The following is a 12,293-nucleotide window of genomic DNA, read 5'->3' on the forward strand; positions in this document are numbered from 1 at the left end:
GGGCCTGTCGGGAGGACCGACCGGACACCGGGGCGGGATGGGGGAGCGGGTCAGTGAGCGGTGCGCGCCTTGGTGAGCGCCTTGTCCAGGTGGGCGTCCACGAGGCCCGGCGAGCCAGAGACGATCACCAGGACGTTGCCGGTGCGGATCGCCGTCTGCTTGACGACGCTGCGCTGCCCGCCGGCGGAGAACGTGAGCAGCTGGCTCCACTGCTCGTCGCCGAGGTCGGGCGCGGCCGACCTCTCGGTGCCCACGTCGACGACGGTGCTGCCCGACGTCACCTGGTAGGTGGGGCAGGAGAGCATCGCGTCGAAGACCTTCGAGATGCCCTTGGACAGCTTCGCGGCGCTGTCGCTGTACAGCTCCTCGCTGACCTCGGAGCTGCTGCTGCCGGTGTAGGCGAAGGACGCCTTCGCCTTGCGGGTGAAGTCGAGGCCGGAGCCGGTGGCTGTGCCGCCGCCGAGCTTCTCCAGCGCCGGGCAGCCGATGACGGTCACGTCGTCGTCGCGGCGAGCGGGCTCGGCCTTGAGGGTGTAGCCCTCGCCCAGGTCGCTCTCGTTCAGCAGCCGCTGGTTCAGCTGGGCCGAGGACAGCGGCGCAGATGGCGAGGGCGTGCTGCCGCCCCGGTGCGCGGGTGCGGAGGACGCGGCCGAGGAGTCGGCGGGCTCGGCGTGGCTGGAGCAACCGGTCAGGGCGAGGACCGTGAAGACGGCGCCGAGGCCGAGGAAGGTCGTGGTGGAGCGGCGCATACGTGAAACCCCTTGGGTGATGCGAGACGGATGGTCTGACCAGGTCGGCCCTCCGGGTGCCGACGAACGCAGGGGTGGGGGAAGGGGTTTCGCGCTCTCAGTGGCCGAGGTGGCGCAGGCCGTCTTCGAGGGTGGGGTGGAAGTGGTCGACCGGACCGGAGTTGCGGTTGTACCAGGCGGTGTCCAGCCGGGTCTCCTGCGTCTCGTGGCCAGCCTCGCAGCGCAGCCACACCGAGTCGTCGCGCATGTTGAAGACGATCCAGTTCCGGTACGCACCGCAGTGGCACGCGTGGACTTCGCCGTCGATGACGAGCGGCAAGTCCCAGCGCATCATGAAGCCCGATACGTCCTGGCGGCACGGTGCCTGGAACTCCGGCGGCAGGAAGTCGGGCACCACCGTGGTGTCGCTCGGCGCGTCCGGGGCCGGCGCGGCGGCCGGGACGGGTGCTTCGGGCCACTGGGTGTGCATGGCCAGCAGCGCTTGGCCGGCACGCTGGGCTTCACGGAACTCTCGGTCCGCACGGTTGCGTCGGAACATGCCGTCTCCATCTCTGTCGTCTCGCCTGCACGAGGAGAGTGCCGCAAGTCCCTGACCTGCTGCAACTCTAAGATTGTTGAATTCAACGGGAGTTGGCGGGACGCTCCTTGCTCTTCGTCGGACGCTTCGCGGCAGGCCGGGTTGCGCTGGGCGCGGTGGTGGTGTGCTCGGGCAGGGTGGATGCGTCGGCGGGCAGGTCGGCCATGCGTCGCAGCCGCCACACGAGGACGTCGCTGATCGACTCGGCGGTGCCCAGTTCTCGTCGTTCGGCGGCCTCGGCCAGGAGCGCGGCCGGGTCGTGCCCGGCGCGCTCGACGTCGGCGAGGGTGGAGGCCAGTGCGTACCAGCCCGGCTCGGCGAGGACCTGCTCGGCTAGCTCCGGCACCGCCTGGCGCAGGTAGGCAGTCTGCTTGCGTTGCAGGGGCAGGGACATGCGCCGGCCACGGTCGCGCATGACGCCCAGATACATCGGTGCTGTGGCCTGGTAGGCGGCGCGCAGGTGCTCGGCGGCCTGGCGGGCAGCAGCGGCCTGCTGGGCGTGCCCCTTCATGGCGTGCCAGTGGGCGGCGGCGGTGACCAGGAAGAACACCATGTCGATCAGCATGGCGGTGGTGGCACCGTCTTCCACGCGCCCGAGGGCCTGCCCGCCCTGGACGAGGTTCCGGGCAGCTTTCCGCAGACCGTGGGCGTGTTTGCGTTCGGCCCGGATGTGGGAGCGGGTGGCCCGCTCGAACGCGAAGGCGGCGTCGCGCAGTTCCTGTCGGGTGTGCGCGGCCGAGGTCTTGGCCAGCGCGTCGAGGACTTCGCCGCCCGCAGCGATCAGGGCAGAAATCTGCCCGTCCTCACCCTGGTCGATGATGAGTACGGCCTGCCAGGATGCCGTCGTCGCTTGGCGGCGCGCGTCCGAGGGCCTGATGCGTTTCGACCCGGAGGAGCGGTCCGTGGTGGCGTCCTGGTCGGGTTCGGAGGTGCCGCCCGCCCATCGTTCGCGGATGCGCGGCAGGGAGAGGTCGGGCGCGAGAGTGGAGCCCGAGTAGTAGATCGGCTCCTGGTCCTCGTTGCGGTCGTCGGACAGTGCGACTTTGTAGCCGAGCAGGTCACCGGAGGGTGCGACGCGCTGGTGGACAAGGAGGCCGGCGGCGGTCAGGCGGTCGAAGAACTCCTTGTCGCTGGTGACGCCGGCGGCGGCGCGGCGTACCGTCTCGCGCAGTTCTTCGCGTGGCGTGCGTTCCTTGCCCTGGCGGTTGGCTTTGTGGCGTTCGGCACTGCTCGGGTGTTTGGCGGCGGTTCCGTCGCCGACGTTCACTCGCCGTAGTCCGTAGTCGATTTCGATTTTCCGGGCTTCCGCCTGGGCGCGGGCGCCATCGCGGCGGATGCGGGCCTGGCGGCCGTCGTGGCGGACGACGGTGGCGATGATGTGGATGTGGTCGTCGGCATGGCGGACAGCCGCCCAGCGGCAGGCAGCGTCGTCGCCATCGGGGGCGATGCCGGTGGCGGAGACCATGCGGCGGGCGATGTCCGCCCACTGCTCGTCGGTGAGAATCGGGTCTTCGGGGGCGGCGCGTACGGACAGGTGCCATACGTGCAAGGCGGGCCTCTCGTCTTCGGGCAGGGCCATGACGGGCTGGTCGAGCAGGAGCTGCAGGTCGGCTTCTGTTGCGTCTGGGTCGCGGCCGGGGTCGGGGGCGAGGCTGTCCCATGCGGCGACGAGGTGGGGATCGATGTGCTCCTCGGCGTCGCCGGGGCCGTACAGGTAGATGAGTAGGCCGAGGGTCTTGTCGCCCATGTCGTTGACTGAGGGGATCATGCCGCTGGACGCTCGCTGTCCAGGTAGTGCTGGATGAACCCGTGCACCTCCAGGCGAACCTGGTCGACACCGTCGAGGACTGCTCGGGCCTGCGGCGCCAGCTCGTCTCTGTTCAGGGCTGCAGCAACCTGGTTGAGGTTGTTGCCGATCCGGCTCAGCGCGGGGCCCAGGGCAAACAGCTGCCGCTTCATTTCGCGTTCGCCGGCGACCTCGGCTTCTGTACGGGTGAGATCGCGGGCGGCGCTGAGTGCGGCATGGGCGAGGAAGCCGGACGGTGTCATGGCACACGCTGCCGCCGCGTCGAGTACGGACTGCTTCTCAACGTCGTTGAAGCGGCTGGTGATCCGATGCCGGCGTTTGCTGGATTTGGTCTTCGGCTTGCGATTACGTGCGGGCGGCGGGCTCGGCGGCGCACTCGCGTGCTGGGCGCAGTACGGGTTGTGGCACGGGTGAGTCGTCTCCTCCTTGGGATGCGAGCCGCCCTCGGTCGCATCCCCACGGTCCAGTGCCCCCCGGCGCTGGACCGCCTCCGCCACCCCCGGGGCGGAGGACGCGAGAGTCGGACTCCCAACGGGAGTCCGACTCTCGCACCAACTTGCTCCCGCTGAGGTCGAGTTGGCTTCCGGCTCGTCGGGCGCGGAAGAGGGGCTTGTCGTCGGACGTGTCATCAGGTGTCGTTCCTCGTGGTGCGGACTTGGTGCTGGATCTCGGCGGCCAGATCGACCATGGCGGTCGCGCCGGCGAGGACCAGGACGGGCGATTCGGGCCGGTCCTGGACGAGCCACTGGCCGGTGGGGGTGAGCATGGCGGCGTGCAGCAACTGGTGGTGCACGAGCACGTCCGCCCAGGCGGCGGCTTCGGCGATCGACGGGACGTGCGTGCGCGGGTGGCGGGCAGAAATGGCGATCCCTCCGGGGCAGGAGCGTTGGCCCGACCGAGGCCGGGCCACCATGCGGAATGCGGAGTCAGGCGCGCGACCTGCTTCTTTGCAGGCGTCAGCCGCACTCGCGACAGCGGTCGAGGTGCGTGTTCAGGGCCCGCGCCATGTTCCGCTTCACCGAGACCGCGTTCTTCGCGCTGGTCTTCGCCGGCGTGGATCCCTGGTGGCGCTCGGCGTGACCGCGCAGAAGGCGGGCGTCCCGTTCGAAGCCGGCCTTGATGGTGGCGAATCTGTGGCAGGTCTTCATCGGGCCGTTCTCCCTGTCGCGGTGCCCGCCTCGTCTCGCAGCAGTTGCAGGAGCCGCGTGATGTTCTCGTTCCGGCCCCCCGCGAGGTTTAGGGAGCGGAGGATCTCCCGCAGCTGCGGGCGCGTGATGACCGCATTTCCGTCGCGCTCCAGCCGTGCGGGTATGTGGGGACGCACCAGCTCGGCCGTCTCTTCGAGGCTCAGCTGTTTGCGCCGAGGGCGGTTGGGCTTCCCGCCGCCCGGCCGTCTCTGCTGCGCCTTCGTCTTGGGCGTCGGCTTCCGGCGCACGGGGACGGTGTGGGGACGGTCCCTTTCGGCGTCGGTCCCCGTGTCGATGTCGGGGTTTTCGCGGTCCCCGTTGTCGTTGGGGACGGTGTGGGGACGGTCCCCTTCGGCCTCCGTCCCCGTTTCTGTGTCCGGGTGTTCCCGGGCCGCGTCGTCGTTGGGGACGGCTGCAGGGGACGGTCCTGCACCGCTCTGAGCAGCGGCTTCATGGTTGTCCGCTGCATTGCCCTCGATGTCGGCGTCGGCCTCTTCGGCCCCGGCGGGCTCGTCGCCTCGGTCCCCGGCCGCCGCCGTGCCCTCGCTCAGCTGGCTCGCATCGGTGTCATTGACCCGGTCCCCGTTGTCAGTGGGGACGGCGTGGGGACGGTCCCCATCGGCGTCCGTCCCCGTCCCCGATTCCGCACGGTCCCCGTCCCCGCGGTTCTGGAGACCGTCGTTGCGGACGGCGCTCAGCCGCCGACCCACCTGCTTGTCGCCCGTCGGCAGCGTCACCGGGGACGGGCCGACAGGGGAGCGGTTCTCGTGATCGGAGTCCGGGACGCGCACGGACTGAGCCCAGGGCGACGGCAGATCGACGGTGGCGAGGTCTGCCGCGTGCCGGCGGGCGGCCAGCTGCTCCAGGAGAGCCTGACGCTGCTGAGGATCGCTACCGACCCCGGCTCGGGTGAGAGCCGACTGGAGCCGGCGCGTGATCCTGGTGTCCTTCTCGCGATCTGCTGCCGACATCCCGGCCAGCCGGGAGGCCAGGGCCACTGCCCGCCGAGTCGCGCGGTCTTTGGTGATCTGCGCGGCATCGCGATTGCGGGTGGCGATGCCCAGACGGGAGAGCAGCCGCTCCCGTGCTTCACGTCCAAGCGTGGCCAGGAGCCCCTGCGAGGCGGCATCCGGCTTGTGCAGCCGCAGCTCGATGCCCATGGCCAGGTGCCAGAGCACGGCCGCCATGACCGGGCCGACGAAGGCCCGTACGGTGCCGCCCACCGTGCCCGACTCGGCGTACGCCGGGATGACCTGCACTCCGGTGATCACCCAGACCAGGACGCCGGGCAGGCCGGGCGCTCCCTGGGTCTTCAGGTTCTGCCGGGCCATCAGCGCGGTCGCGAACAGCGCCGCCTCACCTGCGCTGAACATCATGGCCCGCTCCACCGTGCCGGCCATGTCGAGGTAGTCGGCGGCGAACCGCCAGCTGGTGTCCCCGGAGTAAACCGTGCAGTTGAGCGCGGCGAGGGCCGCGACCCAGACCGCGGGTGTGCCGACGCGCCGGCCGTCCGCTCGGTGCCGGTTACGCCGGATTGACCAGCCGGCAAGCGCGAGGGCGAGTAGCCCGACGGCCGCGACGGCATAGACGGGTTCGATGCCGTAGGGCAGGGACAGGGCGATGGTGTGAGTCATGCGGCCTTTCGGAGAGCGGCGATCAGGGAGTCGGTCTGCACTTGGCGGGGCACCTGCACCGGCGAGGTGACGTCCTCGTCCTCGGTGGTCTCCTCGGCCGACTCGGTCTCGTCGGCCTGGTCCCAGTAGCGGTCGCGGTCGGCGACGGCGTGTGCGGCGTTGCGCATCAGGTCGCGCGCCCAGTCGAGGTTTTCGAGCCGTAGGGCGTAGGCGAGGCGCTCGGGGCTCCAGCCGCGGACGTAGGCGTGGCGGGTGACGGCCTCGCGCTCGGCGTCGCTGAGGTGGATGTCACGCCCCTCGAAGGCGGCCTTCACCCGGCTGTAGTCCAGGCGCTTGTTGACCTTGGCGTGCCAGGGGCGGCGCTCGTCCTCGGTGAGCCCGCCCCATATGCCCTGGCGGATCTCGTTGTCGAGGGCGTAGTCGAAGCACGCCTTCTTCACCGGGCAGCTGCCGCAGATGGTCTTGGCCGCGTCGATGGCCGCGCGGTTGCGGGCCGAGGGGAAGAACAGCTCATCGATCTTCTTGGCCGGCAGGCCGTGGCAGCGACCGCGTTCCTGCCAGCTGTGGTCGGCGATGCCCCGGATGGTCGGGGTGGGGGTGTCGTTGGTGGTGATGTGGCGCAAGGCAGTCTCCGGAAGTCGCCTCGGTCGGCGCGGGTCGCTCGGCACCGGTGGCGGCCGGGGTGCGGCGGGTCGCTGCAAGGCGGGCTCGGGGTACGGCTGGGCCGTACGCAAGGCGGAACGTTTCTGTGGAGAAGGGAGGGCTGCGGTCAGGTGCCGGACGCCTGTGCCTGTGCCGCCAGGGCGCGGTCGATGCGGCCGGGGTGGGCGGTGGCGCGGGGTGCGTTGCCCCGGGCGGTGCCGTCGAGGGTGATGCGCCGGCGGCGGCAGGGCTCGCCCTTGTCGGCGTGACACCACTCGCACGGCACGGCGAGGGCGTCGGGGCCCCCGGCGACGATGGCGGCTTCGCGGGCGGCACGGGCCGGGCGGTAGGGGGCCAGCTCGGCGCGGACGGCGGGTGGGATGTAGGAGCCGACGGCGGCCAGCTGGTCCTTCAACCCGGGTCGGTGGCGCCCGGCGGTGATCCCGCGGTGGGCCGAGGGAGCGGCGTGTCCGGCAGCCACGGCGTCGCGCGCCGCGAGCAGCTCGGCTCGCCAGGCTCGCGGATTGTCGGGGTTGGCTGCCGGGGTCGGGTCGGTGTGCCGGGCCAGACGCTCGCGGCGGTGCGCGTGCCATTCGCGGGCCACGTCGGCCGGCAGGATCGGGTACGGCGAGATCACGATGCGCTTGCGGACGATCTCGCGCACGTCCCAGCCCTGACCGGTGGTCATGGGTATGTCGCCGAGTAGCTCGTGCCACATGGCGAGCTGGTCGCGGGCCTCGCCCGCGTCGGTGCGGATGGTGCGCGGGTCCAGGCGGCCGACGTAGGCGAGCACGGCAGCAACTTCGCGGCGGTCCAAGGTAGTTACTCCGTTCCAGTCGGTTCATCGACGGCGGCGAGCAAGGCGGCCGTGTGCAGGTCGGCCTTGGTCATGCCGGCCTGCGGCGCGGGGGTGCCGCCGGGCAGGGCGTAGAGGTGCGGGCGCTGGGGCGTGGGGCTGTGCTCGCGGGCGATCCAGCACCGCCAGTCGGCAGCCCAAGCGCTGGTGGGGCGAGGGCTCCAGGCACTGCGGTGGTGGCGCCACTTCGCGTCGGCCCCCTGGAGGCCCTGCTCGCCGAGGCGTGCGAGATGTCCCTGCTCGTGGGCCCAGGACAGGCTCGCGTCGTCGACCTGCCAATCCGCAGCGCAGGTGAGGTCGGCAGCGCCACTGCTGCTGTACCTACGGTTCACCTTCGGTTCACTACGGTTCTGGGGGTCAGGTTCAGACCCGGAGGGGGGTCGGACTCTGACCCGGGGAGGGGTCAGGTTCTGACGCGGGGGTGCAGATTCCGACCCGGTCGGATCCTGACGGTGGGGGTCGGATTCCGACCCGGTCGTGGGCCAGATGCCGTGCCTGCGTAGCCGCTCGATGTCCAGCGCAGGCAGTGGATCGGACGTGCTCGGGGGCTCGACGTACGCCTCGGGGTCGTCCTGGCGGGCCGCCGCGACCTTGGCCAGCCACGCGGCGGCGCGCGGCAGCCGGTAGACCGTGCTGTGCTGCGGGCCGTCGAGGTCGTCGAGCACCTCCAGCTCGCCGGCTTCGGCCAGCGCTGCGATAGCGCCGCGCACGGCGTTGCGGCTGGCGTTCGTACGCTTCATCAGCGAGGTGAGGGACGCCCAGGCGACGCACTGCTCGTCGGGGATCCGGTCGGCGATCGACAGCAGGACCAGCCGTGCGTTTCCGCGGCTGGCGCTGTGCTCCCACGCCCATTCGCGGGTCTCCCGGCTCATCGGGTCACCGCCCAGGCGGGGCGGGTGCCGGAGGCCGGTTCCGGCGCGAGGGCGCCGGGCAACTGGTGCGCGGGCGGTGAAGCGAGGGTGGCTGCCGCGCTGGCCGGGGGTACCGGCCCTTTGCGCAGGGCAGGCGGCATGTAAGACTCTCCTCCGTGGTGAACCCGCGCCGGTGTGCCTCGTGGAAAGGGCCGGTGCGGTGTAGGTGGGTAAATCTCCGCCCTTGCCGGGGCAGGAGTACCGCTTGGCGTTCGGCGTCCGGGAGTTAGCGCTCCCTGGGCGCCGTCGCTGTATCCGGGGCTATCTCACCCGGCTGGATCATGTGTTCCGCATGTGGCTCCTGGCGTCGTCTGCCGCCGGGCGGGGGGCCCGGCGAGGGACGACGAACATATGCAGGCGCTGCGGCAAGATCCAGACCTTGCTAAAGGACTCTCTACAAGTTGCACCGCAGGGCGGCGGCACCTGCGCCTGCGGGTGGAGGCGGCAGGCCGTGACACAGGCAGCAAACTGATCGCCTCGACGTACCCGGAGAATGACCCTCACCGTGTCCCCTCGCGCCTCGTGACACAGCGCGGTGCAGTGGCGAACCGTACGAGGTCGGCGGCATCGACCACCACTGCGCGATCGGCGGCACCCGCCATACCGAGGCAGTCGGCGGCGAACCGCCGGCTGGCGTCGGCGATGCAGGCGGTGACGGTTAGGCACGCGCCCCACAACGCCGGCGCAGATACCCGCGCCGTGCCGCCGCGGGTGCGGCTGCACAGAGCCGGCCGTTCAGCTATGAGCATGGCGAGGGCTGGCCGCGCACCGCAGTTCCCGGATGGCCTCACGGAATTACCCACGCGGACATCGCGCAGGTGATGGAGCGCTCCCACTATTGCCTCTATACCTTCCATTCGAAGATCAAATTCGTCTTGCAATTACAGGCGCGACTAATGCCCCCAGGTGTAAGTGACACGTGTCACACATGTCATGTGTGACGCCCGGGAGTTGAAGCCCCCTTGGGGGTGGGCGCTGTTTATGCGGGCCTATGGCGCCCGGTTAGATCACGCACTCCGTATATCGCTCGTGTTGCAGACCTTGCTGTCGGACTTTCTGTGGGTCGTGGGGGGTATCGGCGCGTCCCGCTGTCGGCGCAGGCAGCCGACCGAGATGCCGGCAGCGGTATGGGCGCCTCGATGTTCTTGCAGATGATCTTCAATTTTCCCTCCCTCGTGTCGCACGCCGCAACGGCCTGTTCGGTCGTCTGGTCGGAGCGATCCAAGTCGCATCTGGCCAGGAGGGCTCGTGCTGATCCAGCGGGGGCACCGTTCATGACCGTTTCTCCGTGGCTCACCCCCGTGACCTGCGGTCCGTTCAATGATGGACAGATCTTGGGCTTGGTCCGGTTCATCCGTCAATGCGCGCAAACGATCACGGCGGAGTAACGAGATGCCTGCCCGGGCAAGGCTCAATACGCGCCAGTGGCGTTCAACTTGCCTATTCGCGGCCGGACTTTGCGAGTCCTCTGGGCGGCGCCGCTAGCAAGCGCTCTCACCACGCTCTGGGGACAAGTCGGTCAAAATTCGATGACCGGCAATCTTCTGCCGGTTGCGCAGTGCGATCATCGTTCTGCTATGTGACGCAGGAAACAGTGCCTGATTGGCATTTGCTTGGGGGGTTGCGTGGCTTGATCCGGATACAATCTGGCGGGATCAGAACCATTCATGCGTGGACTGCGAGGAAAGTGGCATGCCTGGGGTCGTAAAGGATGGCGGCGGTGAAGGAGGAATCACCGGGGTCGGTGTCCTGCTGCGCGCCTTCAGGGCTGCCGCCAGTACCAGGCTCGGCCGCCCGATCCTCCAGAGAGAAGTAGCCGACGCCCTCCATAGGAGTGAGCGCTGGTACCGGGACCTTGAAAGCGGAATGATCACCCGGACCTTCACCCGTCACGAACTCGACACCATCGGCACATTGCTCGGACTCGACCGGGTCCAGCGACGTGCGCTGTTCCTGGTCAGCAATGGCGGGGGCCTGTCCAGCCTGGAAGCCGAGGAGCCGCCGCGCATCAGTGACGAACTGCGGCTCCTGCTGGACCAGCAGCCCTTCCCCGCGTACGTCGTCGATGCCAACTGGAACGTCCTGGCGGTCAACATGGCGATGGCCGCGCTGTTCCCGTGGTCAGCCGTGCCCGGGGCCAACCTCATGCGGTGGCTGCTCCTCAGCGCTGAAGCGCGGGATCAGCACCTGAATTGGGAGGCCGACGCGGAGGTGTGCGTCCGCATGCTCCGCGACGCGGCTGTCGACCGTCCCCACGACCCAGACCTTCAGCAGCTCATCACAGACACCCGCCAGAACCCCGCCGTACGCGACCTGTGGACCCGTGGCGCAGCCGACTTCGCTGACCACTATGACGGCCACGTGCTTCGGATGGTGTTCGACGGTCAGGTGACCGAACTGGTCACCCACGTTCTGCAGCCCGCCGGTCTTCCTGGTTGCCGCATGACGATCCTGACCCAGCGTTCACCCCGGGAGTCAGCAGGCGAGCAGCCGGTCCAGGCGGAGTGATGGGCCCCTCGGCCGATAGGTCATCCGCGGCCTGGTCGGGGAATCTCCGTCGGGCGGCGCCCCCGAATCGGCCTCGGTCAGCCGGTCGCTAGGAGGCCCGTGGTGACGGTCTCCTCCGAGCGCCAGCAGATTGTGGTGGTGCAGTGGCCATGGCCGACCCGCCGCTTTGGCGCGTACGCAACCGGATGTCGTCGATAGGTAATTTTCGCAAGCCCACAGCCTGACTTCAATAATCTCGCAACGATGAGAGTAACCACCCGCTCGCGCACCGTCGCGGAGAAGGTTCAATTGCCGACCTGGCGCCGCCCGTAGCAATACTGCGTGGCCATTGTCACCCTTCACGGGAGGGGGAAAGATAATAGAATGGGCCAATGATCATTCGCGATGCACGCGGCGGACAAGTCCTCCGCATAGGAGACCCGGGGCAAGGGGTCCATCTGCTGTTCTCCACGCCGGAGCGGCCGTACGGAACCGATCCCGCCCTTGAAATTCCCGTACAGGTCAAGGGCTTCTGGGTGGACGTCCAGGAGTTGATCCAGACACTGGATGGTGACGGCTTGGTGGAATTCGTCTCATCACTGGCTGACGAATCGAGCAGTTGGAACGAACCTCGCACCTGGCAGTCCAGTGAAGGGCAATTGAAAATATCCGCGCAGCGTTCGGATGGGCGGATCGCCCTGACGTGGGGCGTGTGGGGAAAGGTGGCTGGTGGGTCCGAAAGTTCCTGGTACTTCGAGACCGTTACATCGCACAGGGATGAGCGGGAGATGCGCGGAATTTCCGAAGCGTTTCAGGCTCTATTTTCTGGAAAGCCTGCGGGAATCGCCTGAATGAGCGCCGGCACCTCAGATGGTCTGCCGCTGCAAGTGCCTGCAGCGGCAGACCGCTGGACTGGCCCATCAGCCAAGGGCAGCGATACGTGCCCAAGGCGGCATGCCTCCGGTCGAGGCTGACCCACAATGGGCGGGCCAACGGATCCTTGTGTCATCACAAACCGCATGCCCGACTAGTCGAGGCCCCCGGTCTCCTTGATGTGGGCGACGAAGGCGCCAACAATACGCGGTCGAGGCGCGTCGGGAACCGGTGTTGGCGGCATGCCCTCCTCCAGTCCCCACTCGGTGTTGAACATGACCGTCATGCCGGTCGGCACCATGCAGTCCTTCAGCCAGAGCGCGAACTCGGCCGCCAAGTGGGCGTTGCAGTCCAGAACGGCCACCCCTTCGGATGACAGTCGGGCCAGGCCCTCCATCTGTTCGTCGCCAAGGGTGATACCGAAGTGCATGGACGAGCCTCTGACTGGCCCGCCAGCCTCGATTCGGATGAACTCGTCGGGGTTCCGCTCGCGCAGTTTGACTTCGAGGCTCTCGAACGTCAGGCCCCAGGTCTGCTCCTCAGCCGGGGTGAAGACGTACATGGTGCGGA

Annotated in this window: 13 protein-coding genes; 2 read left to right on the forward strand and 11 right to left on the reverse strand. The window is 69.0% G+C overall.

The window, feature by feature from the left end; all coding sequences use genetic code 11:
- Positions 1–50: 50 nt before the first annotated feature.
- The 10 genes from ACFY1E_RS42750 to ACFY1E_RS42795 all read right to left on the reverse strand — a co-directional run bounded on the left by ACFY1E_RS42750 (position 51) and on the right by ACFY1E_RS42795 (position 8,324).
- Positions 51–749, reverse strand: coding sequence for a hypothetical protein (locus ACFY1E_RS42750; RefSeq protein WP_389086612.1), 699 nt, complete (start codon positions 747–749; stop codon positions 51–53).
- Between the two features lie 97 nt (positions 750–846).
- Positions 847–1,287: a hypothetical protein gene (locus ACFY1E_RS42755; RefSeq protein WP_389086614.1), complete on the reverse strand. Its 441-nt coding sequence runs from the start codon at positions 1,285–1,287 to the stop codon at positions 847–849.
- 82 nt (positions 1,288–1,369) lie between these two features.
- Positions 1,370–3,094, reverse strand: a complete 1,725-nt coding sequence (locus ACFY1E_RS42760) for a relaxase/mobilization nuclease domain-containing protein (protein ID WP_389086617.1) — start codon at positions 3,092–3,094, stop codon at positions 1,370–1,372.
- Complete coding sequence (locus ACFY1E_RS42765; protein WP_389086619.1) at positions 3,091–3,630, reverse strand: plasmid mobilization protein; 540 nt, start codon at positions 3,628–3,630, stop codon at positions 3,091–3,093. The genes ACFY1E_RS42760 and ACFY1E_RS42765 overlap by 4 nt, the downstream gene beginning before the upstream one ends.
- Positions 3,631–3,761: 131 nt before the next feature.
- Positions 3,762–4,046: a hypothetical protein gene (locus ACFY1E_RS42770; RefSeq protein WP_389086622.1), complete on the reverse strand. Its 285-nt coding sequence runs from the start codon at positions 4,044–4,046 to the stop codon at positions 3,762–3,764.
- Between the two features lie 43 nt (positions 4,047–4,089).
- Positions 4,090–4,281 (reverse strand): hypothetical protein, encoded by a 192-nt coding sequence (locus tag ACFY1E_RS42775; RefSeq protein ID WP_389086624.1) that lies wholly within the window; start codon positions 4,279–4,281, stop codon positions 4,090–4,092.
- Positions 4,278–5,954 carry a hypothetical protein gene (locus tag ACFY1E_RS42780; RefSeq protein ID WP_389086626.1) on the reverse strand — a complete coding sequence of 559 codons (1,677 nt, stop codon included), beginning with the start codon at positions 5,952–5,954 and terminating at the stop codon, positions 4,278–4,280. The genes ACFY1E_RS42775 and ACFY1E_RS42780 overlap by 4 nt, the downstream gene beginning before the upstream one ends.
- The gene (locus tag ACFY1E_RS42785) at positions 5,951–6,577 is read right to left on the reverse strand and encodes a WhiB family transcriptional regulator (RefSeq protein ID WP_389086628.1); all 627 of its coding nucleotides are present in this window, start codon (positions 6,575–6,577) and stop codon (positions 5,951–5,953) included. Before ACFY1E_RS42785 ends, ACFY1E_RS42780 begins: the two co-directional genes overlap by 4 nt.
- 146 nt (positions 6,578–6,723) lie before the next feature.
- Positions 6,724–7,413, reverse strand: a complete 690-nt coding sequence (locus ACFY1E_RS42790; RefSeq protein ID WP_389086630.1) for a hypothetical protein — start codon at positions 7,411–7,413, stop codon at positions 6,724–6,726.
- Between the two features lie 5 nt (positions 7,414–7,418).
- A complete protein-coding gene (locus tag ACFY1E_RS42795; RefSeq protein WP_389086632.1) occupies positions 7,419–8,324 on the reverse strand; it encodes a helix-turn-helix domain-containing protein in 906 nt (301 codons plus the stop codon).
- Positions 8,325–10,055: 1,731 nt separating this feature from the next.
- Here ACFY1E_RS42795 and ACFY1E_RS42800 point away from each other — a divergent pair.
- Both ACFY1E_RS42800 and ACFY1E_RS42805 read left to right on the forward strand, forming a co-directional pair.
- Positions 10,056–10,871, forward strand: coding sequence for a helix-turn-helix transcriptional regulator (locus ACFY1E_RS42800; RefSeq protein ID WP_389086635.1), 816 nt, complete (start codon positions 10,056–10,058; stop codon positions 10,869–10,871).
- A gap of 371 nt (positions 10,872–11,242) precedes the next feature.
- Positions 11,243–11,701, forward strand: a complete 459-nt coding sequence (locus tag ACFY1E_RS42805; protein ID WP_389086637.1) for a DUF6228 family protein — start codon at positions 11,243–11,245, stop codon at positions 11,699–11,701.
- Positions 11,702–11,877: 176 nt separating this feature from the next.
- Here ACFY1E_RS42805 and ACFY1E_RS42810 read toward each other — a convergent pair whose 3' ends face one another.
- Complete coding sequence (locus tag ACFY1E_RS42810) at positions 11,878–12,285, reverse strand: hypothetical protein (RefSeq protein WP_389086640.1); 408 nt, start codon at positions 12,283–12,285, stop codon at positions 11,878–11,880.
- Positions 12,286–12,293: the final 8 nt, after the last annotated feature.

The organism is Streptomyces sp. NPDC001604 (assembly GCF_042893475.1).
Classification (GTDB): domain Bacteria; phylum Actinomycetota; class Actinomycetes; order Streptomycetales; family Streptomycetaceae; genus Streptomyces.

Bases quoted from the DNA above. Each gene is read 5' to 3' on its own strand.
- ACFY1E_RS42810 (WP_389086640.1), bottom strand. From the start codon at position 12,285: ATGTACGTCTTCACCCCGGCTGAGGAGCAGACCTGGGGCCTGACGTTC.
- ACFY1E_RS42755 (WP_389086614.1), bottom strand. From the start codon at position 1,287: ATGTTCCGACGCAACCGTGCGGACCGAGAGTTCCGTGAAGCCCAGCGT.
- ACFY1E_RS42760 (WP_389086617.1), bottom strand. From the start codon at position 3,094: ATGATCCCCTCAGTCAACGACATGGGCGACAAGACCCTCGGCCTACTC.
- ACFY1E_RS42780 (WP_389086626.1), bottom strand. From the start codon at position 5,954: ATGACTCACACCATCGCCCTGTCCCTGCCCTACGGCATCGAACCCGTC.
- ACFY1E_RS42775 (WP_389086624.1), bottom strand. From the start codon at position 4,281: ATGAAGACCTGCCACAGATTCGCCACCATCAAGGCCGGCTTCGAACGG.
- ACFY1E_RS42805 (WP_389086637.1), top strand. From the start codon at position 11,243: ATGATCATTCGCGATGCACGCGGCGGACAAGTCCTCCGCATAGGAGAC.
- ACFY1E_RS42795 (WP_389086632.1), bottom strand. From the start codon at position 8,324: ATGAGCCGGGAGACCCGCGAATGGGCGTGGGAGCACAGCGCCAGCCGC.
- ACFY1E_RS42800 (WP_389086635.1), top strand. From the start codon at position 10,056: ATGCCTGGGGTCGTAAAGGATGGCGGCGGTGAAGGAGGAATCACCGGG.
- ACFY1E_RS42770 (WP_389086622.1), bottom strand. From the start codon at position 4,046: ATGGTGGCCCGGCCTCGGTCGGGCCAACGCTCCTGCCCCGGAGGGATC.
- ACFY1E_RS42750 (WP_389086612.1), bottom strand. From the start codon at position 749: ATGCGCCGCTCCACCACGACCTTCCTCGGCCTCGGCGCCGTCTTCACG.